Here is a 23,428-nt window from a genome sequence, read left to right as displayed (position 1 = left end):
CAGACTGGAGCAATGAGACGCGCCACCCTCTGGCCGGACCACCTGCTCCCCGACGACCGCGTTCCACCGCCCTGGCCGGGCCGGGAAGTCCGCCTCGACGGCCGGGCCACGTACGTCCGGGACACCCCGGCCACCGCCGCCGGGGCGGAGCCGGCGCTGTACGTGCACGGGTTGGGCGGGTCGTCGCAGAACTGGACCGACCTGGCCGGGCTGCTCGCCGACCGGCTGGACGGTCAGGCCATCGACCTGCCCGGCTTCGGCCGTAGCGAGCCAGGCCCGAGCTACACGATTCCGGCCTTCGCGGATCTGGTCGTCCGCTGGATCGAGCATTCCGGTCGAGGGCCGGTGCACCTGTTCGGCAACTCGCTGGGTGGCGCGGTCGCGGTCCAGGTCGCCGGGCTCCGGCCGGATCTGGTCCGCACCCTCACCCTGATCTCCCCGGCGCTGCCGTTCCTGGATTTCCGGCGCTCGTTGCAGGGGCGGATGCTGCCGGTGCTCGCCATTCCCCGAGGTGAGCGGCTGGTCGCCCGGCACCTCACCCAGCTTGCTCCCGAGGTGATGGCCCAGCAGGTGCTGGAGGCGTGCGTCGCCGACCTCAGCCGGATCTGCGATCAGCGCCGGGCCGAGGCGCTGGAGGAGATCCGGGTGCGGTACGAGGCCGAGCACTACGCCGCCGCGTACGTCCGGACGTTCCGTGGGCTGGTCTCCAGCTTCCTGCGGGCGTACCTGCCCGGGCCGGGGTCGCTGTGGCGCCTCGCCGAGGCGGTACGCGCACCGACCCTGGTGGTGGGCGGTCTGCAGGACCGTCTGGTCGACGTGCGGGTCGCGCCGCAGACCGCCCGGGTCATTCCGGACAGCCGATTGATGATGCTCAAGGGCGTCGGCCATGTGGCGCAGTTGGAGGTTCCCCGGCTGGTTGCCCGCGCGGTGGTCGGCCTGCTCGCCGAAACGGAGGACGCCGCGGGGCGGTCTGATCTGGCAGGCTGACCTGGATGCCCAGCTCAGCCCGCCATCCTGCTCGCCGTCGGCGACGTTTCGCCCTTTTCGCGCAACTGGTGGCGGTGGTGGTGGCCGTCGGCGCGGCGGTGACAGTGATTGCCGAGGGGCCGGGTGGGCATCCCGGAGCTGACCGGTTGGCCGCCGAGGAGATCGGCGCGCCGCCGCTGGTGGCCGGGCCGCTGCCGCCCGACCCTTCGCCCTCTGCCGCGGTTCCGTCCAGCCCGCCCCCGGTGTTGCGGGTGCCCGGCGCGGTTCCGAGCGCCGGCACGGGCGGGTTCGGGTACGACGCCCGTTCCGGCCCGGTGCTGGGCCGGGCGGGTGAGCTGCGGCGTTACCGGGTCGCGGTGGAGTCGGGCAGTGCCGAGGACGTCACCGAGTTCGCCCAGGCGGTTGAGGTGGCGCTCGCAGGGCCGGGCAGTTGGGTCGACAGCGGCAGGTTGCGGCTGCAGCAGGTGCCGGGGGCTGCGCCTCGGGCCTTCACCGTCTACCTGGCCACCGCCCGCACCGCGGGTCGGATGTGCGCAAAGGGTGGGGTGGACATCCGGATCAACGGTCGTCCGTACACGTCCTGTCGGGCGCCCGGCCAGGTGATCATCAACCTGGATCGGTGGCGGTTGTCAGTGCCGCACTTCGTCTCGGCCGGCGTGCCGTTGGCGGTCTACCGGACGTACGTGGTCAACCACGAGGTGGGTCACCAGCTCGGGCATCGGCACGAGCGCTGCCCCGGCGCGGGCCGGCCGGCGCCGGTGATGATGCAGCAGACGCTCTTCCTCAACGGCTGCCGGGTCAACCCGTGGCCGTACCTGAACGGGCGTCGATACACCGGTCCCGCCCTGTGAGTTGATCGGCCTGACACGCCGACCATTGACCCCTCCATCAGGCGTCTTGCGGCAATAGCGATAAAAACGGAGAAATGCCCGAATAATCTGGCAGGCTTGATCGTATGACGCCGTCGTCCCCTTACGGCCCGCCCCGGCCGCCCGAGCCCCGGTCGGCGTTGCGGGGCGTGCGTCCCGCGTTCGTCCGGATGCACCGGCGTCGTCGTCGCAGCATGCTGCTCGGCCTGCTCGTGCTCGCGGCCGCCATCGGGGTGACGGTGAGCCGGGGCGACGAGCCGTCGGTCGAGCCTCCGGCCACCACGCAGGGCGGCATGGGCCACGGAGGTGGGGTGGCCGCGCACCCGGCGCCCACCGGCTATCCGTCAGTCGGAGCGGGACGCTTCACGGCAGCCGACGGTGAGACACCAGTGCACGGCACGGACGGGCCGCTGCACCGGTACCGGGTCGTCGTCGAACGCGGTGCCGGCCAGGACGCCGACGTGTTCGCCGCCAGGGTGGACGAGGTGCTGGCCGACCCGCGCAGTTGGATCGCGTCCGATGAGCTGCGGGTGCAACGGGTGGCCGACGCCGGGGCCGCCGACTTCACCATCTACCTGGCCACCCCGGTCACGTCCGAGCGGATGTGCGCCGAGGGTGGGTTGACCACCGAGCGCTACACCTCCTGTCGCCTGCCCGGTCAGGTCATCATCAACCTGGCCCGCTGGATGGAGGCGGTCCCCGACTACGGCGCATCGCTGGACACCTACCGGACCTACGTCATCAACCACGAGGTGGGCCACGAGTTCGGCGAGGAGCACGAGGCGTGCCCCGGCCCGGGGGAGCCCGCCCCGGTGATGCAGCAACAGACGTACGGGCTGGAGGGCTGCGTCGCCAACGCCTGGCCGTACCTCGACGGGCGTCGCTACGCGGGGGACATCGTCCCCTGATCTGCCGGCTCGTCGGTTATTCCCGCTCCCGCATACCGGACCACGTGTCGTCCCTCATGGCCGAGGGGGCCTCCCGCGAGCAACAATGGCGCGGTTCACACCGCCGATCCCGGGGAGTCCACCGTGTCGTTGCCCCCGCTCGTCGAGCCCGCCGCCGAGCTGACCGTAGACGAGATCCGCCGCTACTCACGTCACTTGATCATTCCGGACGTCGGGGTGACCGGCCAGAAGCGGCTGAAGAACGCCCGGGTGCTCTGTGTCGGTGCCGGTGGCCTCGGGTCGCCCGCCCTGTTGTACCTCGCCGCGGCCGGGGTCGGCACGCTCGGCATCATCGACTTCGACACCGTTGACGAGTCGAACCTCCAGCGCCAGGTCATCCACGGCGTCTCCGACATCGGCCGGTCCAAGGCCGAGTCCGCCGCCGCGTCGATCCGCGAGATCAACCCCCTGGTCAATGTGGAGATCCACAACACCGCGCTGGACCGCGAGAACGTCCGCGAGATCTTCGCCCAGTACGACCTGATCGTCGACGGCACCGACAACTTCGCCACCCGCTACATGGTGAACGACGCGGCGGTGCTGCTGGGTAAGCCGTACGTCTGGGGCTCGATCTACCGCTTCGACGGCCAGGCGTCGGTGTTCTGGGCCGAGCACGGCCCCTGCTACCGCTGCCTCTACCCGGAGCCGCCGCCGCCCGGCATGGTCCCCTCCTGCGCCGAGGGTGGCGTGCTCGGGGTGCTCTGCGCGTCGATCGGTTCGATCCAGGTGAACGAGGCGATCAAGCTGCTCACCGGAATCGGTGAGCCGCTGGTCGGCCGCCTGATGGTCTACGACGCCCTGGAGATGGAATACCGCAAGATCAAGGTCCGCAAGGACCCGAACTGCGTGCTCTGCGGCGACAACCCGACGGTCACCGACCTGCTGGAAGACTACGAGGACTTCTGCGGCGCGGTCTCCGAGGAGGCCCAGGAGGCGACGCTCGACTCGACCATCACCGCCCTGGAGCTCAAGGAGTGGCAGGACGCCGGCAAGGACATCTTCCTCGTTGACGTACGCGAGCCGGCCGAGTACGAGATCGTCCAGATCCCCGGCGCCACCCTGATCCCCAAGGGCGACATCATCTCCGGTGAGGCCCTCGCGAAGCTGCCGCAGGACCGGCAGATCGTGCTGCACTGCAAGTCCGGCGTCCGCTCGGCGGAGGCGCTCGCCGCGCTCAAGGCAGCCGGATTCAAGGATGCTGTGCACGTGCAGGGCGGCGTGCTCTCCTGGATCAAGCAGATCGACCCGTCGCTGCCCGCGTACTGACCGATCGAGCCGGGGTGGCCCACGTGGCCGCCCCGGCAAATCGACGCAGATGACGCCGAGCGGCCGTCCGGCCAGAGCGACGCAGCCATTCCGGGCTGGCCGATTCTCCGAGGCGGCATCGCGTCTGCGCAGGTAGCGTCTCCGCCGTGGTCGACTTGGAAGCCGCGATCGGGTTCGTCGTGGCGCACGGGGATGCGGTGGAACGTGCCCGCCTCTCCTGGCTCCGCAACGGCACCGCCGTGCCCGTCGAGTTGCTGGAGACGGCCGAGGTCGGCCAGTCACCGGACGGCGGTTGGCCGGCCACCTGGGGCGGCGAGGTCGCCTCGATCGACGCCACCTGCTTCCGGCTCGTCGAGTTGGACGACCTGGGCGGGCTCGGTCGTCCCGCCGCCCGCCGCGCCCTGGACTGGCTGGCGTCCCGGCAGCAGGCCGACGGCGGTTGGGAAGAGGACGCGTCGCTGGCCGACTCGGCACCGGAGTGGGCCCGTCCCGGCGACCCGGAGGCCGGGTTCCTCGTGTCGGCCAACGCCGGCTTCTGGCTCACCGTCGCCGGCCTGGACGCCCGGGCCTCGGGTCCGCTCGACCATCGGGTTGGTGGGGCGTACGCCGGGGTGGTGCAGGCGGCGGCCCACTCGCTGGCCGCGCGGCTGCGCCCGGACGGTAGCTGGCCGTCGTATCTCGCCGCCGGCTGGCTGAGCGCGGCCGTGCTGCACCGGCAGGAGATGTTCCAGGAGTCCGCCCGGATCCAGGTGGTGCTCGCCGAGCGGATGCCGAAGATGTCCCCCGGGGACGTGGCGTGGCTGGCGGCCACGTTGCGCCGCGCCGGCGTCGACCCACAGGACTGGATCATGGTGCGGGCGCTGCGCCGGTTGACCGAGACCCAGCGCAGCGACGGCGGCTGGGAGAGCGACGACGGCCACCAGTTCGACGTGCACGCCACGCTGGCCGCGATCCGCGCCGCCCGCCCCAAGCCCTCCAACTAGCCCTCAACCCCGCGGCGATCTTGCGGTTTCGGTTGCCGGTTCACGTGGAATGCCCCTTATGCCGGGGCAGTAAGTGCAAGATCGCGGGAGGGGTAGGGCCTCACCGCACGTGTCCGTCGCCGGTGACGACGTACTTGGTGCTGGTCAGCTCGGGCAGGCCCATCGGACCGCGAGCGTGCAGCTTCTGGGTGGAGATGCCGATCTCCGCACCGAAGCCGAACTCGCCCCCGTCGGTGAACCGGGTCGAAGCGTTCACCATCACCGCCGCCGCGTCCACCCTCGCGACGAAGTCGCGGGCCGCGCTCGCCGAGTCGGTGACGATCGCCTCGGTGTGCCCGGTGCCGAAGCGGCGGATGTGCGCGACCGCCGCGTCCAGCGAGTCGACCACCGCCACCGAGATGTCGGCGGAGAGGTACTCGGTGGCGTAGTCCTCCTCGGTCGCCGGGACCACGGCGGCGGAGTGGGCGGCCACCTCGGGTGAGCCGTGCACTGTCACCCCCGCCTCGGCGAACGCGGCCAGCACCGGCGGCAGGAACGCGTCGGCAATGCCCGCGTGAACCAGCAGCGACTCGGCGGTGTTGCAGGTGGACAGGCGTTGCGTCTTGGCGTTCAGCGTCACCGCGACGGCCTTCGCCAGGTCGGCGGCGGCGTCGACGTAGACGTGGCAGTTGCCCACCCCGGTCTCGATCACCGGCACTGTCGACTCCTCGACCACGGTGCGGATCAGCGACGCGCCGCCGCGCGGAATGAGCACGTCGACGAGACCCCGGGCGCGCATCAGCTCCTTGACCGAGTCACGGGAGCTGGCGTCGAGCAACTGCACCGCGTCGGCGGGCAGACCGGCCCCGGCGACCGCGTCGCGCAGCACCGCTACCAGCGCGGCGTTCGAGTGCGCGGCCGACGACGACCCGCGCAGCAGCGCCGCATTGCCGGACTTGAGGCAGATCCCCGCAGCGTCCACCGTCACGTTGGGCCGCGCCTCGTAGATGATGCCGACCACCCCGAACGGCACCCGGATCTGGCGCAGCTCCAGGCCGTTGGGCAGGGTGGACCCGCGGACCACCTCGCCGACCGGGTCGGGCAACGCGGCCATCTCACGCAGCGCGTCGGCGATGCCGGCCACCCGACCCGCGTCGAGCGCGAGCCGGTCCAGCACGGCCGCGCTCAGCCCGGCCTCCCGGCCGGCCGCCAGGTCCGTCTCGTTCGCGGTCAGGATCTCCGGGGTACGCGCCACCAGCGCGTCGGCCATCGCCACCAGCGCGGCGTCCTTGACCGTACGCGTGGCCACGGCCAGCTCCGCGGCGGCGTCCCTCGCCCGTCGCGCCTGCTCGGTCACGCTCATGCCGGCACTCCGCTGCGCTGCGTGCCGCCCTGAGGCACCACCGCGCTGATTCGATGATTCGCTCGCTGACGCTCACTCATTGTCGACTCCTTAGAGCAGCACCAGGTCGTCGCGGTGGACGACCTCTCGTTCGTACGCCGGGCCGAGCGCCGCGGCGAGTTCGGACGTGGAGCGGCCGAGCAGCCCGGGTAGCTCCACCGCGTCGTAGTTGACCAGTCCTCGGGCGACCGATGCGCCGGCGGTGTCCACCAGGTCCACCGGGTCGCCGGCCGTGAACGTGCCGTCCACGGCGGTGATGCCGGCCGGGAGCAGGGACTTGCGCCGCCCGACGACGGCGGCCACCGCGCCCGGGTCGAGGTGCAGCCGCCCCCGGGGTGAGGTGGCGTGGGCCAGCCAGAACAGCCGGGCCGTCGGGCGTCGCCGCTGCGGGTGGAAGAGCGTGCCGACCGGTTCGCCGGCCAGCGCCGGCGTGGCCAGGTCGGCGGCGGTGAGCACCACCGGGATGCCGAAGCCGGTGGCGATCCGGGCGGCCTCGACCTTGGTCACCATGCCACCGGTGCCGACACCGGACCGGCCGGCCCCGCCGATGGTGATGCCGGCGAGGTCCGTGTCGTCGCGCACCTCGGCGATCCGGGTCGAGCGCGGGTTGGTGGGGTCACCGGTCCAGAGCGCGTCCACGTCGGAGAGGAGCACCAGCAGGTCGGCGTGCACCAGCGCGGCCACCAGGGCGGCCAGCCGATCGTTGTCGCCGAACCGGATCTCCTGGGTGGCCACCGTGTCGTTCTCGTTGACGATCGGCACCGCCCGCAGGTCGAGCAGCTTGCGCAGCGTCCGGTACGCGTTGCGGTAGTGCACTCGCCGGGTCACGTCGTCGACGGTGAGCAGCACCTGCCCGACGGTGCGGCCGTGCCGGGCGAAGCTGGCCGCGTACCGGCCGATCAGTAGCCCCTGCCCGACGCTGGCGGCGGCCTGCTGTGTGGCCAGGTCGCGCGGGCGTCGGGACAGCCCGAGCGGGGCGAGCCCGGCGGCGATGGCGCCGGAGGAGACCAGCACCACCTCGCGGCCTTCGGCGGTGAGTCGACCGAGGGTGTCGACCAGCGTGTCGACGCGCTCGTCGGCCAACCCGCCGGTGGCGGTGGTCAACGAGGAGGATCCGATCTTGACGACGACCCGCCGGGCCGTCGTGACTGCGTCGCGCACCCGACCATTCTGCGTGGTCACGGCCGCACCGCCCGGCGGCGTTCCCATATGGTGGCGGATTGTGACTCCAGACGAGTACGTCGAGGCGGTGCTCGACCTGGTCGAGCGGATCCCGGAGGGCCGGGTCATGTCGTACGGCGGGGTGGCCGATGCGCTGTCCGAGCGCTCGGGGCGTGCCTCGGCCCGGTTGGTCGGCAACATCATGGCCCGGCACGGGGCCTCGGTGCCGTGGCATCGAGTGGTGACCGCGAGCGGTCGACTGCCGCCGGGGCACGAGCGGGAGGCCCGGGCCCGACTGCGGGCCGAGGGAGTGCCGCTGCGCGGCGAGGGAGTGGACATCGCGGCGGCGGGCTGGTCGCCGGACGACGGGTCGTGACCCCAGGGCGGGCGTGAACGGCGACGGCCGGGACGTGCCACACCGACGGTGCCCCGCCCCCGGCAGGGGACGAGGCACCGTGCGGTCGTTCAGAGTGGCAGTGGGGATCGCACCTCGTTGTCGGTCCGTTTCAGGTCCGGCCACCAGCGGTCCTGCGCGTCGCAGTGAACGACGAGGAACCTCCGGGTGATCGCGTCGGGTCCCGGCCGGCCAGGCACCAACTGGACGAACGTGTAGCGGCGCGATTCACCGACCGGCACACCGGGTAGCAGGCACGACGGTTGATTGGCCTGCGACGCCGGGTCCCTGTCGCATCGGGACCAGTCTCCGCCGGTCCGCTCGCCGCCCTCGATGGAGTGGAACCCCACCTGGGCTGCGTCGACCGGCCCGGCGTTGGTGACGGTGAAGACAGTGGTGAGTTCGCGTCGGGTGTCCGCCCCCGGAACGTCGACGAGCTTGTGGGTCATGGTCATCCGTAGGTCGGTGAGCCGGGGGTCCCCGCCGAACGTGGTGGGGCCGTCCGTCTGGCTGAACCGCTGCCCGTTCCACCGGTACGTCCGCACCTGCTCCCGCCGCAGGTACTCAGGGGTGCCACAGCACGGCACGATGTCGGCCACCCGCACCTCGACCGACCCGGCCGCGGTGATCTCCACCGAGCGAATGTCCTCGAACCCGTCGCCGGTCCGGACCACTCGGCCCACCGTCACGATGCGGCCGTCGCGGGCCCGGTCGAAGGTCACCACCTGTTTCGCCGACGCCTCGCCGTACCGGCAGGCGACGATGGCGATGGTTTCGACGGCGCCGTCCCCGTCGACGTCACCGTGCTCGAACTCGTCGTCGGTCAACTCCGGCACGTAGACCGTCTTCGTGTCGGTCTGCAGCCGCACCTTCGAGGTGGTGCAGCCGCCCTCCATCTCGCCCGGCTGCCAGCTCGGCAGGTCGACCCGGGTGGCGAGCAGTTGGGCCCGACTGATCCGCCCGTCCGGGGCGGCCGGGGCATTGGCGCTCGGTGTCGGCGTCGGCGATCCGGTCGGTGGTGGCGTGGGCGGTGTCGAGGTCGACGGGGCGGTGGGCTGGACGGACTCCGCCGGCACCGGCCTGTTCTGGTCACCGCGCAGTGCGGCGTTGGCGACGACGGGGGCCACCACCAGAACGACCGCCGCGGCAGCCACGGCCACCGCCGTCATCCGCCGGCGTCGGCGCAGGAGGTGCCGGGCCTGGTCGGGGCCGGGGCCGGCGACCTTGGTGACCACGTCATTGCGATACGCGGTGAACCGCTCGCGCAGTCGCGGGTCGAGGTCAGACATCGCACACCCCCTCGGTGTTCTCGTCCAGCAGCCCGGCCAGGGTGGTCCGGCCCCGGTGCAACCAGGACTTCACGGTGCCCTCGGCCACCCCTTCCTGAGCGGCGATCTGACTGACGGAGAGGTCGGCCAGGTAGTGCAGGACGACCGCTCGGCGATGGTTGGCGGGTAGCTGCGCCAGCGCCGCGTCGATCGCCACCCGGTCGGGGGTCGGACCGGCCACCTCCGCCTCGGTGCGTCGTTGCCGCAGCAGATGGTTGCGGGCGGTACGCAGGCGTCGCCAGCGGCTCCGGGCCAGGTTCCAGGCGACCTGCCGGACCCAGGCCACCGGGTCGTCGTACCGGACCAGCCGGTCCCAGCGGGCCAGCGCTCGGTAGAACGCCTCCTGGGCCAGGTCCTGCGCATGCCCCAGGTCCCCGGTGTACGCACACAGTTGTGCGGTCACGCTGCCGAAATGCGCGTGGTAGAAGTCGTCGAAGGTAATCGTCGCCGCGACCACTCCACCGGCCGTCCGTGCCGCCGGTGGCTCATTGGCGCGGGCTCCCATCGTTGCTGCCACTGCCCCTCCCCGTCGCCGCCAGGCTGGTCTGCCCTGGGCACCCGGTAACACTCCGACACAGTGACGGCGGTTGCGGTCCTGCACTGCCGCCAACCTGACTGTTCGGCTGTGCGCACCAGGGCCGGCAGGTTGGTCAGCCTTCGACATAACGTGAGTAACATTCGGGCCCATGAAAACGCCGCCGGGCGCCGGCTCGTCAGCCACCGGCTCGCTGCCCCGATCGGTGCACGCCGGCTACGCGCTCGGTTCCCTGGCGACCGGAGCGTTCGGCACCGTGCCCGGTCTGCTGCTGCTGCCGTACCTGACCGACACCCTGGGCGTGGCCGCCGGGCTGGCCGCCCTGCTGGTGTTGCTGCCCAAGGCCTGGGACGTGCTGGTCAACCCGGTCGCCGGGCGGATCTCCGACCGCACCCGGTCGCGGTGGGGCGCCCGCCGGCCGTACCTGGTCGTCGCCGGCCTCGCGCTCGCCGTCCTGTTCGCGTCGATCTTCGCCGCGCCCTTCGGTAACGGTCCGGGCGCCGCGGCGTACGTGGCGTTCGCGTTCCTCGCCGCCGCCACCGCGTTCGCCTTCTTCCAGGTGCCGTACGTGGCCATGCCGGCGGAGCTGACCGACGACTACGCCGAGCGCACCCGGTTGATGACCTGGCGGATCGCGGTGCTGGCGCTGGCCATCCTGGTCTCCGGCGCGGTCGCGCCGCTGGTGGTGAGCGCCGGTGGTGACGGAGTGGCCGGGCACCGCTGGATGGGCCTGTTCGTGGCGGTGCTGATCGCCCTCGGCGCCCTCGGCGCGTTCCTGGGCACCCGGTCCGCGCCGACCGGCACGGTGGGCGAGAGCGAGCCGACGCTGCGCGCCCAGCTCGCCGTGGCCGGTGCCAACCGCCCGTTCCGGGCACTGCTGATCTGCTTCGTGGTGCAGTCCGCCGGGGTGGCGACGATCCTGGCCGGGGTCAACTACTTCGCCGGGCAGATCCTGCGCGACGAGGAGAGCGGGCCGACCCTGCTCTTCGTCTGCTTCGTCGGGCCGGCGCTGCTGGTGATGCCGATCTGGACCCGGATCGGTGCCCGACTGGGCAAGCGGACCGCACTGGTGGTCGCCTCGCTGATCCTGGCCGTCGGTGCGTTCGCCCTGGTCGCCGCGCCGGTGCTGCCGCCGGTCGCCGTCTATCTCGTGGTCGCGTTGATCGGCGTGGGGTACGCCGGGCAGCAGGTCTTCGCGCTGGCGATGTTGCCGGACTGCATCGCGCACGAGACGGCGCGCACCGGTCGACGGCAGGCGGGCGTCTTCACCGGGCTGTGGACCGCCGGGGAGACCTTCGGCCTGGCGCTCGGCCCGGGCATCTACGGACTGGTGCTCCAGCTCTCCGGCTACGTGTCCTCCGACACCGGCTCGGCGGCGGCCCAGTCCGACACGGCGAGGCTGGGCGTGCTCCTCGGCTTCACGCTCATCCCGGCCCTGCTGATCGCCCCTCCGATCCTCCTGCTCCGCCAGTACACCCTCACCGCCCACAGCGACCTGGTCGATCACGGAGTTGTGTTGGGGGACGAAAGCCGTTGACCGTCACGAGAAGGGCACCGTAACTCGATGATCGACGAGAACAGGGTTGAGGCTGGAGCGCTTTCCGCTACCGGGGTTCCGGCGGAACGGGTTCTGGAAGAGGTACGGAAGCTGCGGGCGAGTGACGCGCCCACCCATGGGGGACGGCTGTTCGCGTACGTCTACGACCCGGCGGTGTCCGGGCTGGACGAGCTGGCCGCCGCCGCCCACCGGGAGAGCGCGCACGTCAACGGGTTGGACCCGACCGCGTTCCCGTCCCTGCTGGCCATGGAGAACGCGCTTGTCGGCGCCGCCGGCCGGGTGCTGGGCGCCGGCCCCGGGACCACCGCCCCGGACGTCGTCGGCAGCGTCACCAGCGGCGGCACCGAGTCACTGATCCTCGCCGTCAAGACAGCCCGGGACGCCCACCCGGAGATCGCCGCACCCCGGATCGTGGTGCCGTCGAGCGCGCACGCGGCATTCGCCAAGGCGGCGCACTACCTGCGGGTGGCGCTGGACGTCGTGCCCGTCTCCCCGGAGACGCTGCGTCCCGACCCGGCCGCGATGGCCGCCGCGATCCGCCCGGAGACGGTGCTCATCGCCTGCTCCGCGCCGTCGTACGCGCACGGGGTGGTGGACCCGGTCACGCAGATCGCGGCCGCCGCGGCCGAGGCCGGGGTGCGCTGCCACGTGGACGCCTGCTTCGGCGGCTGGACCCTGCCGTACCTGCGTCGGCTCGGGGAGCCGGTGCCGCCGTTCGACTTCGCGGTGCCCGGGGTCACCTCCATCTCGGTCGACCTGCACAAGTACGCGTACGCGCCGAAGGGGGTGTCCGTGCTGCTGCACCGCGACGCGGCGCTGCGCGCCCCGCAGTACTTCGCGTACGCCGACTGGCCCGGCTACACCATGATCAACCCAGTGATCGCCTCCACCCGCTCGGGTGGCCCGATCGCCGCCGCGTACGCCACGTTGCGGCACCTCGGCGACGAGGGTTACCTGCGGCTGACCGCCATCACCCGGGATGCGGTGACCGGGCTGGCCGACGCGGTCCGCGCCGTCGACGGGCTGCGGCTGATGGCCGAGCCGGAGTCGACAGTCGTCTGCTTCACCGCGACCGAGGGTGGCCCCGACCTGTTCGTCCTGGTCGACGAGCTGACCGCGCGGGGCTGGCACACCCAACCCCAGCTGTCGTACGACGGCCTGCCCGCCAGCGTGCACCTCACGGTGACCGCCGCGGTCGCGCCCCGGGTCGCCGAGTTCGGGCCGGACCTGACCGACGCGGTGGCCGCGGCCCAGGCGGCCGGTCCGGTCGCTCTTCCACCGGAACTGACGGCGCTGGCGACGTCGCTGACCCCGGACGCGCTGACCCCGGAGCTGGTCGCGGGCCTGGCCGCCGGGCTGGGCATGGGCGGCGAGACCGATGGCGCGCCGCTGCCGGAGCGGATGGCGGTGGTGAACACGCTGCTCGACGCCGCGCCGCCGGCGCTGCGGGAGCGGCTGCTGGTCGAGTTCGTCGGGCTGCTGCAACGTCCCACCTGGTGACCGGAGCGCCGGCCGCGACGTACGCCCCCGTGGCGTACGTAGCGGCCGGCGACCGGATCCTCAGCGGTAGGTCATCCGCACCTGGTTGTCGGCGTCGTTGACGTCCAACAGGAGGTCGAATCCGGCGTCCATCGGCCAGGCACGCACGTCGGCCTTTCCCGTGCCCAACGCGATTCCCTCGGCCAACCGGAAGCTCAGGTCCAGCCGTATCTCCGCGCCCGCCGCCAGCCGACCGAGGGTGCAGATCACCGGATCGCTGGAGTCCTGGGGCTCGCCCTCGCACGGGGCCCATCCGTCGACGTCCGGACGCACCGCCGCGGGTACGCCCAGCCGCAGGTCCACGTGGGCGACCGGCTTGGTGCCCCGGTTGCGGACCCGCACCGTGGCCGTGCCCGTTCGGGAGCCGTCGTCGGCCGTGGTCAGCACGAGGTCGGTGGTGGTCACCGAGATATCCGCCGAGTGCGGATTCTGACCGAAGCTCGTCGGCCCGGAGACCTGGGCGAAGGTCTCGCCCTTCCAGCGGTAGCCCCGCCACTGCCGCTGTGACCACTCGGCGGGCCAGCCGCCCCCGGGAGCGATGTCACCGACCTGAACGCGGACCGTGCCGTCGCCCACGACATCCAGCGCGAACAGCCACTGCGGCTTGTCGATGGTGGTCGCGACCACCCGGCCGACCGTCGTCACCTTTCCTTCCTTGTCGCGGTCGAAGGCGACCACCTGCATCGGCCCGCGGGTGCCGAGCACGCACTGCACAAGCGCCACCGTCTCCACCGCGCCGTCCCCGTCGATGTCGCCGTGGTCGAGCGCCAAGAGCGAGTTCGCGCCCTCCCGGGCATCGGCGGTGAGCCGCGTCTGCGACGTCGGGCAGCCTGGTCCGGCCCGCCATGCCGGCAGGGTCACCGGCACCCCCAGCAGTTGGGACCGGCTGAACCGGCCGTCCGGCACGGGGTTGGTCGGGCTGGAACTGGTCCCGGCAGGGCTGGGGGTTGGCGTCGGCGGCGGCGTCGGCGACGCCGACACGCTCGGCGTCGGCTCGACCGGACCGGGCCGGTGGTCCGGGCCGCTCATCGCCGCGTACCCGACGGCAGACCCGCCGAACAGGGCGAGCGCCGTCGTGGCGGTGGCAGCCAGCCGACGCCGGCTGCGGCCTCGTACGGTCCGTCGAACGGCGGCGGGTCCCGGCGCCTCGACCTCCGCCAGCGCGGTACGGCGGTAGCGGGCGAACTCTTCGGCGAAGTCAAGGGTCTCCTGCTCAGACATCCCGCACCTCCTCATTGGTGTCGCGTAGGTGGGTGGCGAGTGCGGTTCGGCCCCGGTGCAGCCAGGACTTGACCGTCCCTTCGGCGACCTGTTCCTGAGCGGCGATCTCCGCGATCGTCAGGTCGGCGAGGTAGTGCAGTACGACGGCCCGCCGCTGCTTCGGCGGCAACTTCGCCAACGCGGCGTCGACGGCGACCCGGTCCGGGCTCGGCTCCGCAACGTGTGTCTCCCGCTGCCGCAGCAGCCACAGCTGGGCGGTCCGCAGCCGCCGCCAGCGGTTGTGGCCGAGATTCCAGGCGACCTTACGGACCCAGGCCAGGGGGTCCTGGTATCCGGCGAGCCGGTCCCAGCGGGCGTACGCACGACAGAACGCCTCCTGAACCAGCTCCTGCGCCTGCCCACGGTCGCCTGTGTACGCGGTCAGCTGCACCACCAGGCCGCGGAAGTGGGCGTGGTAGAAGTCGTCGAAGACCAGCTCTGCCGACGTGGAGGTTGCGGTTCCCGGTGGGTCCGGCGGGCGTCCGCCCACCCGCACTTCTCGTGTCACAAGCACTCGTCCTCCCCGTGGCGATTGCCGGCGTTGTGTTCGCCAGCACCGGTCACACAAGCGAGCGCGCCGGTAGGTTGCGCGTCAATCGCTGCCGATCCTTGTCGGCTCCGGGACAGTTGGTGGGCCGCTCGCGCCGATCACCGCCGGACCGCACAGACGCCGTCTGTGATTCACTGTCGGTGAGGAGAGGGGGCGCCGTGCAGCTGCCGGCAGTGCTCGGTGAGCCGATCCGGTTCGTGCTGAACTGGGGGCGCCGCTACTCGCTCTGGGTTTTCAACTTCGGTCTGGCCTGCTGTGCCATCGAGTTCATCGCCACCAGCATGGGTCGGCACGACTTCATCCGACTCGGCGTGATCCCGTTCGCCCACGGCCCCCGCCAGGCCGACCTGATGGTGGTCTCCGGCACGGTGACCGACAAGATGGCCCCGGCGATCAAGCGGCTCTACGACCAGATGCCCGAGCCGAAGTACGTCATCTCGTTCGGTGCCTGCTCCAACTGCGGCGGCCCCTACTGGGATTCGTACTCGGTGACCAAGGGCGTCGACCAGCTCATCCCGGTCGACGTGTACGTGCCCGGCTGCCCGCCCCGGCCGGAGGCGCTGCTGCACGGCATCCTGCGCCTGCAGGAGAAGATCGCCGCCGAGCAGTCCGGCATCGGGGGTGTGCCGCAACGGGACGTGCTGGCCGCACCGCTGGACGCCCCGCCCCGCGAGGCTGCCGCCCCACGCTCGGTCGACTCGCTCACCGCCCCACCGGTACGCCCACCCACCGCGAGCTGACGACGACGGAGACGCGCGACGGCCGACCGCCCCGGACGGAATCCGGGCGGCGGTCGGCCGCGCACCTCTCAGCTGTTGGTCGCGACGGCCAGCGTGGTCTGGGCGGTGTTGTCGCTCGGGTCGGCGTCCACGTCCCCGTACCAGAAGGCGGACACCTCCAGGGTGATGATGTCCTGCGAGTCGGCCGGGTCGGTCGGCGGGCTGATGATCACATCGAAGCTGCGCGACTCGCCTTGCATCATCCGCCGCCCAGGCACCGACGTCGTGTCCGACATCGCCGGGCCCTCTGAGGGAATCGTGTACTGGATCACCGATCCGGTCGGCAACGGGCTGGCCTTGAGGTACAGGCTGAGGTGCGGAGCGTCGCCCCGGTACCGGACGGTCACCGGAAGGCGGAGGTTGCCGCTGTTCTCCGGGTCGATGGTCGCCCGGCCCACCGCCGTGATGGCGGCGTTCGGCTGAGTGTCTTGCACGTAGAGCCGGGGATTGGTCAGCGACCCGGTCGTGGAGCGGAAACGGGCGTTGAACGACTCGCGCGCCACCAGACCGCCCTGGGCGGAGTGGACCTCGACCCAGCCCCCGCCCATCCTCATCGCGTACGTCCGTGGGTTGGTCAGTACGTCGAACTTCAGCGCCACCTGGACGGTTTCACCCGGGGCCAGCGACGATCCCCCGTCGGCCGTCAGGCCACAGCCAAACGTCCGGCGATCGTCCCCTGGAGTCAGCTCGGCGGCGTCGCAGCCGAATTCCCCAGACGGGAAGGAGCCCGGCACCGGTTCGCGCAGTCTGAGGTAGAAATAGTCGGTTTCGCTGCCGGTGTTGGTGACCGTCAGCGGGATGGCGCCACGGTAGCCGCGCTCGGTCGGCTCCAGGATCAGATTGCCCAGTGAGACCGCGGCGCTGGTGGTGTCCGCCGGAGCAGCGGTCGCCGCGCTGGCCCCGCCGATCGTCGCGGTCAGGCCGAGCAGTGCGGCGGTGAGCAGGGTCCCCGTTTTGTGAAGCATCTGTATCTGGTCCTCCATGGTCGGCGCCCGGCGAGGGACCTGTCGCCCGCGCTTGGCAGCGACGCGATCGACCGACGTGACCGTGGTGTCCGGGCCCCCGCGCCGTGACCCAGACAGCATGATCGATGGATGCGCCGTTCGCCACCCTGTTGTGGACCCGTCGCACTAGCCTGCGCACTATGAGCAGCTCAGCGGACCAGCGGTCCACCCACATCGTCGACGTGCTCACCGAGGAGTTCGGCGCGTCAATGGCGATCGACCCGGCCGCCTTCCGCCGCAAGTTCCGCAAGATGGCGGCTTCGCCGTTCGCCTTCTACCGGGGCAGCGCCGCGCTGTTCTACGCCGACCAGCTCGGCGACTTCGCCGACGACCGGTTCTCCGACGAGCAGACCAGCCGGGTGTGGATCCACGGTGACCTGCACGCGGAGAACTTCGGCACCTACATGAACGCCTCCGGGCAGCTGGTGTTCAACGTCAACGACTTCGACGAGGCGTACGTCGGGCCGTTCACCTGGGACCTGCGCCGGCTCGCGGCCAGCGTGGCGCTGCTCGGCTACGGCAAGGCGCTCTCCGACACGGCCATCGGGGAGCTGGTGGCCGGCTTCGCCCGGTCGTACCTGACCGAGCTGCGGGCCATCGCCGCCGGCGGCGACGACGCGATCGGCTCGATCACCCTGGACAACGCCGACGGGGTGCTGCGCCGAGTGCTCCAACGGGCCCGGCTCAACACCCGCGTGGACCTGCTCGCCGCGCAGACCACCATCGACAACTACGAGCGACGCTTCTCCATCGGCGACGGGGTCTTCGAAATCGACGATGCCACCCGGGACCTGGTCAGCGCGGCCTTCCAGGACTACCTGGGCACCCTGCCAAGCGCCTCGACGCAGCTGCGCCCGGTGGCGGCGCGGATCAAGGACGTGGTGCTGCGCAAGGGGGTGGGCATCGGCTCGGCCGGGCTGCCGTCGTACAACCTGCTGCTGGAGGGGCACACCCAGGCGCTGGAGAACGACGTCGTCATCTACATGAAGCAGGCGCAGGTGCCGGCCGTGGCGCGGTACGTCACCGACGAGTCGGTCCGCGGCTACTTCCAGCACCAGGGGCACCGGACCGCCGAGTCGCAGCGGGCGTTGCAGGCGCACGCCGACCCGTGGCTGGGCTTCACCGAGCTGAACGGGGCCGGCCAACTGGTCGCCGAGGTCTCCCCGTACGCCGCCGATCTGGACTGGTCGGACGTGAACGAGCCGGAGGAGCTGACCGGGGTTCTCGTCGACCTCGGCCGGGCCGTGGCCCGGATGCACTCGGTCGCGGACGACGAATCCAGTCACGACCTGGTGGACTACTCCACCGAGGAGGCGATCGTCGCGGCGGTGGACGCCGACGAGCCGGAATTCGTCGCCCACCTGGTGGATTTCGCGCACGCGTACGGGGTGCGCGCCCGCCAGGACCATCAGCTCTTCGTCGACCTGTTCCGCAACGGTCGACTGCCGGGCATCTGATCGGGCGGGGCGTCGCTCAGGACGCGAACTCCAGCACCACCTTGATGTCGTCCGGCCCGGGGGTGTACGCGTCGGCGTACCGGTTCACCGGCACCCGGCGGGTGATCAGCGACTCGAGCCAGATCTGGTCGGCGCGGGCGAGCGCCTCCGCAGCCAAGGTCCAGTGCCGCCGGTTGGCGTTCACCGAGCCGAACACCACGTTGTTCTCCAGCACCAGCGCCCGGTTGAGCGCCCCGGCGTCGAAGTCGATGGTCCGGCCACCGCTGGACACCCCGGCCAGGCAGACGATCCCGGTCGGGGCCGCCTTGCACATGACGTCGAGGACCACAGTGGGAGCGCCGGTGCACTCGATCACCACGTCCGGTTCGAAGGGCAGATCGTTGACCGGCACCGTGTGGTAGGTGGCACCGAGCCCGGCGACCAGCTCCGGCTTCGGCCCCTCGGTGTTCCGGTCCAGCACGTGGACGGTGAGCCCACGCTGGGTGCCGAGCAACGCGGCCAGCAGACCGATCGGCCCGGCCCCGGTCACCAGGACGGTCTGCGGCTGCCACTCGGCCCGGTGCCCGATCCGCTCGATGTGGTCCCAGGCCTTCGCCACCACACTGGTCGGCTCCAGCAGCACGCCGACCTGGGCCAGCGTCGGGTCGAGCGCGACAGCGAACTGCGGCTCGACCCGCCAGCGGTCGCGGGCGAACCCGGCCAGTCCCTTGATGCCGTGTTCGGTGTACTGGCCGTTGCGGCACATGTCCCACTCGCCGACCGCGCAGTTCGGGCAGGGCACCGGATCGGGATGCCTGACGATCCCGGCCACCAGGTCGCCAGGTTGCAGGGTGCCGCTCGGGTCCTCGATCACCCGGCCCAGTGACTCGTGCCCGATGACCAGGCGGTCGGCACCCGGCGGCGCCTCGCCGTACTCCCCGGCGATGATCTCGTGGTCGGTGCCGCAGATCCCCACCGCCAGGGCCTCGACCAGGACAGAGCCCTCCTCGGCAGCCGGCTCCGGCTGATCCTCGACGAGGTTCAGCGAATTGGCGACCCCTGGTCTCACTGTCACAGCGCGCACACCCTCATCTTTCCCCGCCGAGGCGTGCGCCGCGCCCAAAGCCGGCAGATCGCTGGGCATCGGCGGCGGCCAGGTGCGGGCCCGGCCGGCACTAGGATCAGCGGCATGACTCCCGAAGAGGTCGGCGCTCGACTGGTCGCGCTGCTCGCGCCGGTCGAGGCGACCCCGTCGGTCTCCGGCGGGCAACGTTTCGCCCGGGCCACAGTCGATGTGCCTCCCGCGAGTTGGCTGACCGCGATTTCCGCGGCCCGTGACGACGCCGAGCTGGCCTGCGACTTCTTCGACTGGCTCTCCGCCGTCGACGAGTTGACCGAGGGCTTCGACGTGGTGGCGCACCTCTGGTCGACGCGACTGCGCCACGGCGTGCTGCTGCGTACCCGGTTGCCGCGCGGCGCGCCCACTGTCGCCTCGGTGGTCGACGTCTACCCCGGTGCCGCCTGGCATGAGCGGGAGACGCACGAGATGTTCGGCATCGACTTCGCCGGGCATGGTGAGCTGCTGCCGCTGCTGCTGCCGCCGGAGTTCGAGGGTCACCCGCTGCGCAAGGAGTTCGTACTGGCTTCCCGGGTGGCGAAGCCCTGGCCGGGTGCGAAGGAGCCGGGCGAGTCCGAGGCCGGCGGCGGGCGCCGACCGATCCGCCCGCCGGGCGTTCCCGCTCCGGGCGAGTGGGGGCCCACGCCAACCCCGGCCGGCGCCGGTGGGGTGGGGGAGGGCCCGCGTGGTGGCACCCCGGCCAGACCGGCCCGTGAGCGTCCGGCACGGCCCGCCCCCGGGGCCCGTCCGGCGCGTACTCCCCGGCCGGCCGGCGCCACCGACGGCCCGGCTCCGGCCGCCGAGCCCGCGCCCGGCGCAGGCTCGGCCGACCAGCCCGCGCCCGGCGCGGCCGCACCTGACAAGCCCAACGCCGGCCCGGCTGCCGAGACCGTGCCCGGCGTTGGCTCGGCCGACCAGCCCGCGCCCGGCGCGGCCGCATCAGACAAGCCCGCCGAGGGCTCGGCCGCGTCGGGTGGCGAGCCGATCGTGGACCCGCCGGGCCGCGATGGCCGGAGCGACCACGACGGGGGTACGGCCTGATGCCGCTCTGGGTGGAGTTGGTGATCCGGATCGGCGGCGTGGTGGTCGCGTTCCTCACCCTGCCGTTGCTTGTCGGCCAGGCCGAGCACAAGGTGATGGCGCACATGCAGGGCCGGCTCGGCCCGATGTACGCGGGCGGCTTCCACGGCTGGGCGCAGCTCGTGGCCGACGGGGTCAAGTTCGTGCAGAAGGAGGACATCACCCCACGCGAGGCGGACCGGGCGGTGTTCCGGTTGGCGCCGGCGGTGGCCCTGGTGCCCTACCTGCTGGTGTTGCTCGTCATTCCGCTCGGCCCGAACGACCTGGTCGGGCAACCGTTGGACATCGGCCTCTTCTTCGTGCTGGCAGTGGTCGGCGTCGGGGTGGTGGCGGTGCTGATGTCGGCGTGGGCGTCGGCCAACAAGTACAGCCTGCTGGGCGGGTTGCGCGGGGCGGCCCAGTTGCTCGGTTACGAGCTGCCGCTGGTGCTGGCCGCCGCGTCGGTGGCGATGGCGGCCGGCACGCTCAGCCTGTCGGGCATCGTCGAGGCGTGGCAGCCGTGGTGGCTGCTCTGGCAGGCACCCGCGATGATCATCTTTTTCGTCGCCGGGCTGGCCGAGATTCGTCGGCCACCGTTCGACATGCCGGTGGCCGACTCGGAGCTGGTCTTCGGCTACATGACCGAGTACACCGGTCTGCGGTTCGCGTTCTTCCTGCTCGCCGAGTACGTCGGCATCGTGGTGATCGCCGCGCTGACCACTGTGCTGTTCCTGGGTGGTTGGCAGGGCCCGTTCGCCGACGACCAGTTGGGCTGGCTCTGGACGCTGCTCAAGATCTTCGCGGTGTCCTTCGTGATCATCTGGCTCCGGGTTTCCTACCCCCGGCTACGCGAGGACCAACTCCAACGCCTCTGCTGGCTGGTCCTCGTACCCGCCTCCCTGGCCCAACTGGTCCTCACCGCAGCCGTCCGCATCGCCCTGTAGAACCCGTGACCGCGCATCGCGCGGTGAGGAACTTCGCATGATCGTGCTCGATCCTGGTTGTAGTGGTCTCGATGATCTGGGAGGCCCCTGAATCCAGGATCGAGCACGATCTTGCGGCGGGTCAGCGCCTCGCTCGGCGCAACGATCTTGCGGTGGGTGGGTGCCCCGGTCAGCGCAGCGGGGTGTGTGCGGGGTCCACCGGCTCGGCGGGGGGTGGGGGCGGGGTGCCGTCGCCGAAGGGACGACCACCGAGCGTTTCCCGACCATGTGGCGTGAGCCAGTTGGACAGGTCGGGGCCGAGCGGAACGATCCCGGTCGGGTTGATGTCGCGGTGCACCTCGTAGTAGTGCCGCTTGATGTGGTCGAAGTCGATGGTGTCGCCGAAACCCGGAGTCTGGAACAGGTCCCGGGCGTACGCCCACAGCACCGGCATCTCACTCAGCTTCTGCCGGTTGCACTTGAAGTGGCCGTGGTAGACCGGATCGAAGCGGACCAGCGTGGTGAACAGCCGCACGTCGGCCTCGGTGATGGTGTCACCCACCAGGTAACGCTGGTCGGTCAACCGCTCGGTGAGCCAGTCCAGCCGGTCGAAGAGCCGGTGGTACGCCTTGTCGTACGCCTCCTGGCTGCCCGCGAACCCGCACCGGTAGACGCCGTTGTTCACGTCCCGGAACACCACCGCGTTGACCTCGTCGATCTGCTCCCGCAGGTGCTCGGGGTAGAGCTGCGGGGCGCCCTCGCGGTGGTACGCCCTCCACTGCGTGGACAGGTCCAGGCTCATCTGCGCGTAGTCGTTGGTCACCACCTGCCCGGTCGGCACGTCCACGATTGCCGGCACGGTGATGCCGCGCTCGTAGCCGGGGAAGCGCTTGAAGTAGGCCTCCTGGATGCGCTCGATGCCGAGCACCGGGTCCCGGCCGTCCGGGTCGAGGTCGAAGGTCCAGCTCCGGGCGTCGTGGGTCGGGCCGGCCACCGCCATCGAGAGGGCGTCCTCCAGACCGAGCAGCCGCCGCACGATGATCAGTCGGTTGGCCCACGGGCAGGCCCGGCTGACCGCCAGCCGGTACCGGCCCGGCTCGACCGGATAGCCGTCGCGCCCGTCCTCGGTGATCCGGGTGGCGATGTACCGCTGGTCGCGGGTGAACTCGCCGCCCGGCTCGACGTACTTGCCGCCTTTTTCCTCGCCCACGTCGCCCTCCCGGTCTGGTCAGTGTCTCTACCCAATCCTCGCGGATCTACGGCGCACCGTGGTCCCGGATACCCTGCCGGCATGACGGATGTGGAGGCGGCGGCCCGGCGGTTCATCGCGGATGTGTGGAATGCCCGCCAGGAGGAGTCGGCGTACGAGCTGGTCGCCGAGGAGTGCCCGGGGCTGGGCGGCACCGGGCCGGAGGCGACGTTGGCCTGGCATCGTGAGCGCCGGGCGGCCTTCCCGGACCTCCGCTACAAGATCGTCGACGTGGTCGCGGCCGGCGAGCGGGTGGCCGTGCACTGGCGGGCCGCCGGCACCCACGCCGGGCAGTTCGGGCCGGTGCCGCCGACCGGGCAGGTGGTCAGCTACTCGGGGGCGACGTTCCTGCGTTTCGACGCCACGGGCCGGATCGTCGAGGTGTGGAGCTGCAACGAGCTGTTCCAGTTGCTGCAACAACTCGGCGTCGAGATGCTCCCACCGGCCGTCGTCAGCGGACCCGGGGCGTGATCCGGCTGATCGGCAGATTGATCGGAAAGGGCTCGCCGGTGTCGACGAACTTCGTCCACCGCCCGGTCTCGGTGTAGACCTCGTTCACCGCGTCGATCCGGTAGGTCACGACCTCCAGCGCGCCTTCGGTCTCGATCCGCCAGTAGAAGGGGATGCCGGCCTGGGCGTACAGCGCCGGCTTCAACACCCGGTCGATCGTCTCGGTGCCCTTGCCGACGACCTCGACGGCGATCACGACCTCGCTCGGGGTGAACCAGTGCCGGTGCCCGTCGTCGTCGCCGGTGACTCGGAGGACCACGCCGTCGGGCACGAACGTCCGGCTGTTGCTCACCCGCACCTCCACACCGTGGACGGCGACGTACCCGTCGGATGACATGTCATCGAGCGCTGCCATGAGACGTGCCGTGACCTGCTGGTGCGAGGTTCGAGGAGGCGGCGGCATGAGCAAAATGCCGTCGAGCAGTTCGCGGCGGCGATTGTCGTCGGGGAGTCTGTCGAGATCCCCGGTAGTCCAGCCGCCCTCCGGAGTGCAAAACGTTTCCAGTTCGGTCGTCATCGATCCTCCGGGCGGTTCGTGCTTCCCGGGTACACCCTAGGGTCGTCGACCTGTGGGTGGTGGTCGCGCGCGCCGT

22 protein-coding genes and 1 pseudogene are annotated in these 23,428 nt (G+C 71.5%); 13 read left to right on the top strand and 10 right to left on the bottom strand.

Annotated elements, in window-relative coordinates; translation table 11 throughout:
* The first annotated feature begins 12 nt into the window (after positions 1 to 12).
* The 5 genes from GA0070561_RS19005 to GA0070561_RS18985 all read left to right on the top strand — a co-directional run bounded on the left by GA0070561_RS19005 (position 13) and on the right by GA0070561_RS18985 (position 5,052).
* Complete coding sequence (locus GA0070561_RS19005; RefSeq protein ID WP_091402559.1) at positions 13 to 987, top strand: alpha/beta fold hydrolase; 975 nt, start codon at positions 13 to 15, stop codon at positions 985 to 987.
* 5 nt (positions 988 to 992) lie between these two features.
* Entirely contained in the window at positions 993 to 1,838 is an 846-nt protein-coding gene (locus tag GA0070561_RS19000) for a DUF3152 domain-containing protein (protein ID WP_091402557.1), read from the top strand.
* 104 nt (positions 1,839 to 1,942) lie between these two features.
* Complete coding sequence (locus tag GA0070561_RS18995; RefSeq protein ID WP_091402556.1) at positions 1,943 to 2,764, top strand: DUF3152 domain-containing protein; 822 nt, start codon at positions 1,943 to 1,945, stop codon at positions 2,762 to 2,764.
* 123 nt (positions 2,765 to 2,887) lie between these two features.
* A complete protein-coding gene (moeZ, locus tag GA0070561_RS18990; protein ID WP_091402554.1) occupies positions 2,888 to 4,069 on the top strand; it encodes an adenylyltransferase/sulfurtransferase MoeZ in 1,182 nt (393 codons plus the stop codon).
* Between the two features lie 95 nt (positions 4,070 to 4,164).
* The gene (locus GA0070561_RS18985; RefSeq protein WP_091402552.1) at positions 4,165 to 5,052 is read left to right on the top strand and encodes a prenyltransferase/squalene oxidase repeat-containing protein; all 888 of its coding nucleotides are present in this window, start codon (positions 4,165 to 4,167) and stop codon (positions 5,050 to 5,052) included.
* Positions 5,053 to 5,152: 100 nt separating this feature from the next.
* Here the strand turns inward: GA0070561_RS18985 and GA0070561_RS18980 are convergent, their stop codons facing one another.
* Both GA0070561_RS18980 and proB read right to left on the bottom strand, forming a co-directional pair.
* On the bottom strand, positions 5,153 to 6,394 hold the full coding sequence (locus GA0070561_RS18980; RefSeq protein WP_091402551.1) for a glutamate-5-semialdehyde dehydrogenase: 1,242 nt from the start codon (positions 6,392 to 6,394) through the stop codon (positions 5,153 to 5,155).
* A gap of 90 nt (positions 6,395 to 6,484) precedes the next feature.
* Complete coding sequence (gene proB / locus GA0070561_RS18975) at positions 6,485 to 7,642, bottom strand: glutamate 5-kinase (protein ID WP_091402548.1); 1,158 nt, start codon at positions 7,640 to 7,642, stop codon at positions 6,485 to 6,487.
* A gap of 13 nt (positions 7,643 to 7,655) precedes the next feature.
* Between proB and GA0070561_RS18970 the strand changes: the two genes are divergently transcribed.
* Complete coding sequence (locus tag GA0070561_RS18970) at positions 7,656 to 7,970, top strand: MGMT family protein (RefSeq protein ID WP_091402545.1); 315 nt, start codon at positions 7,656 to 7,658, stop codon at positions 7,968 to 7,970.
* An 89-nt stretch (positions 7,971 to 8,059) separates the two neighbouring features.
* On the opposite strand, the gene GA0070561_RS18965 is transcribed toward GA0070561_RS18970, so the two are convergent.
* On the bottom strand, positions 8,060 to 9,277 hold the full coding sequence (locus GA0070561_RS18965; protein WP_091402542.1) for a hypothetical protein: 1,218 nt from the start codon (positions 9,275 to 9,277) through the stop codon (positions 8,060 to 8,062).
* A complete protein-coding gene (locus GA0070561_RS18960; RefSeq protein WP_091402541.1) occupies positions 9,270 to 9,833 on the bottom strand; it encodes a SigE family RNA polymerase sigma factor in 564 nt (187 codons plus the stop codon). Before GA0070561_RS18960 ends, GA0070561_RS18965 begins: the two co-directional genes overlap by 8 nt.
* Before the next feature lie 169 nt (positions 9,834 to 10,002).
* Here GA0070561_RS18960 and GA0070561_RS18955 point away from each other — a divergent pair, with 169 nt between their 5' ends.
* Together GA0070561_RS18955 and GA0070561_RS18950 are read left to right on the top strand one after the other, a co-directional pair.
* Positions 10,003 to 11,388: an MFS transporter gene (locus GA0070561_RS18955; RefSeq protein WP_091402539.1), complete on the top strand. Its 1,386-nt coding sequence runs from the start codon at positions 10,003 to 10,005 to the stop codon at positions 11,386 to 11,388.
* A gap of 27 nt (positions 11,389 to 11,415) precedes the next feature.
* A complete protein-coding gene (locus tag GA0070561_RS18950; protein ID WP_091402536.1) occupies positions 11,416 to 12,909 on the top strand; it encodes a pyridoxal phosphate-dependent decarboxylase family protein in 1,494 nt (497 codons plus the stop codon).
* Between the two features lie 60 nt (positions 12,910 to 12,969).
* On the opposite strand, the gene GA0070561_RS18945 is transcribed toward GA0070561_RS18950, so the two are convergent.
* Positions 12,970 to 14,169 (bottom strand): hypothetical protein, encoded by a 1,200-nt coding sequence (locus GA0070561_RS18945; RefSeq protein ID WP_091402533.1) that lies wholly within the window; start codon positions 14,167 to 14,169, stop codon positions 12,970 to 12,972.
* Positions 14,162 to 14,698, bottom strand: a complete 537-nt coding sequence (locus tag GA0070561_RS18940; protein ID WP_244166310.1) for an RNA polymerase sigma factor — start codon at positions 14,696 to 14,698, stop codon at positions 14,162 to 14,164. The genes GA0070561_RS18945 and GA0070561_RS18940 overlap by 8 nt, the downstream gene beginning before the upstream one ends.
* Before the next feature lie 218 nt (positions 14,699 to 14,916).
* Between GA0070561_RS18940 and GA0070561_RS18935 the strand changes: the two genes are divergently transcribed.
* On the top strand, positions 14,917 to 15,498 hold the full coding sequence (locus GA0070561_RS18935; protein ID WP_091402527.1) for an NADH-quinone oxidoreductase subunit B: 582 nt from the start codon (positions 14,917 to 14,919) through the stop codon (positions 15,496 to 15,498).
* 68 nt (positions 15,499 to 15,566) lie between these two features.
* Here the strand turns inward: GA0070561_RS18935 and GA0070561_RS18930 are convergent, their stop codons facing one another.
* A complete protein-coding gene (locus GA0070561_RS18930; RefSeq protein WP_091402524.1) occupies positions 15,567 to 16,502 on the bottom strand; it encodes a hypothetical protein in 936 nt (311 codons plus the stop codon).
* Between the two features lie 179 nt (positions 16,503 to 16,681).
* Here GA0070561_RS18930 and GA0070561_RS18925 point away from each other — a divergent pair, with 179 nt between their 5' ends.
* Entirely contained in the window at positions 16,682 to 17,998 is a 1,317-nt protein-coding gene (locus tag GA0070561_RS18925; RefSeq protein ID WP_091402522.1) for a DUF2252 domain-containing protein, read from the top strand.
* 16 nt (positions 17,999 to 18,014) lie between these two features.
* Here the strand turns inward: GA0070561_RS18925 and GA0070561_RS18920 are convergent, their stop codons facing one another.
* Positions 18,015 to 19,061 carry a glucose 1-dehydrogenase gene (locus GA0070561_RS18920; RefSeq protein WP_091402519.1) on the bottom strand — a complete coding sequence of 349 codons (1,047 nt, stop codon included), beginning with the start codon at positions 19,059 to 19,061 and terminating at the stop codon, positions 18,015 to 18,017.
* A 105-nt stretch (positions 19,062 to 19,166) separates the two neighbouring features.
* On the opposite strand from GA0070561_RS18920, the pseudogene GA0070561_RS34295 reads away from it, so the two are divergent.
* Positions 19,167 to 19,763 (top strand): annotated as a pseudogene (locus GA0070561_RS34295) (NADH-quinone oxidoreductase subunit C); the annotation flags it as partial.
* A gap of 371 nt (positions 19,764 to 20,134) precedes the next feature.
* On the top strand, positions 20,135 to 21,097 hold the full coding sequence (locus tag GA0070561_RS18910; protein ID WP_091402514.1) for a complex I subunit 1/NuoH family protein: 963 nt from the start codon (positions 20,135 to 20,137) through the stop codon (positions 21,095 to 21,097).
* Between the two features lie 169 nt (positions 21,098 to 21,266).
* On the opposite strand, the gene GA0070561_RS18905 is transcribed toward GA0070561_RS18910, so the two are convergent.
* The gene (locus GA0070561_RS18905; protein ID WP_091402512.1) at positions 21,267 to 22,286 is read right to left on the bottom strand and encodes a glutathione S-transferase family protein; all 1,020 of its coding nucleotides are present in this window, start codon (positions 22,284 to 22,286) and stop codon (positions 21,267 to 21,269) included.
* 81 nt (positions 22,287 to 22,367) lie between these two features.
* On the opposite strand from GA0070561_RS18905, the gene GA0070561_RS18900 reads away from it, so the two are divergent.
* Positions 22,368 to 22,796 carry an ester cyclase gene (locus tag GA0070561_RS18900; protein ID WP_091402509.1) on the top strand — a complete coding sequence of 143 codons (429 nt, stop codon included), beginning with the start codon at positions 22,368 to 22,370 and terminating at the stop codon, positions 22,794 to 22,796.
* Here the strand turns inward: GA0070561_RS18900 and GA0070561_RS18895 are convergent.
* Positions 22,777 to 23,352, bottom strand: coding sequence for a Uma2 family endonuclease (locus GA0070561_RS18895; RefSeq protein WP_091402505.1), 576 nt, complete (start codon positions 23,350 to 23,352; stop codon positions 22,777 to 22,779). The two genes, GA0070561_RS18900 and GA0070561_RS18895, sit on opposite strands and share 20 nt — an antisense overlap.
* Between the last annotated feature and the right edge of the window lie 76 nt (positions 23,353 to 23,428).

It is taken from the genome of Micromonospora saelicesensis, from assembly GCF_900091575.1.
Lineage (GTDB): Bacteria > Actinomycetota > Actinomycetes > Mycobacteriales > Micromonosporaceae > Micromonospora > Micromonospora saelicesensis.
The sequence above is the reverse complement of the archived record's forward strand: the minus strand, read 5'-3'. Positions and strand labels throughout refer to the sequence as shown.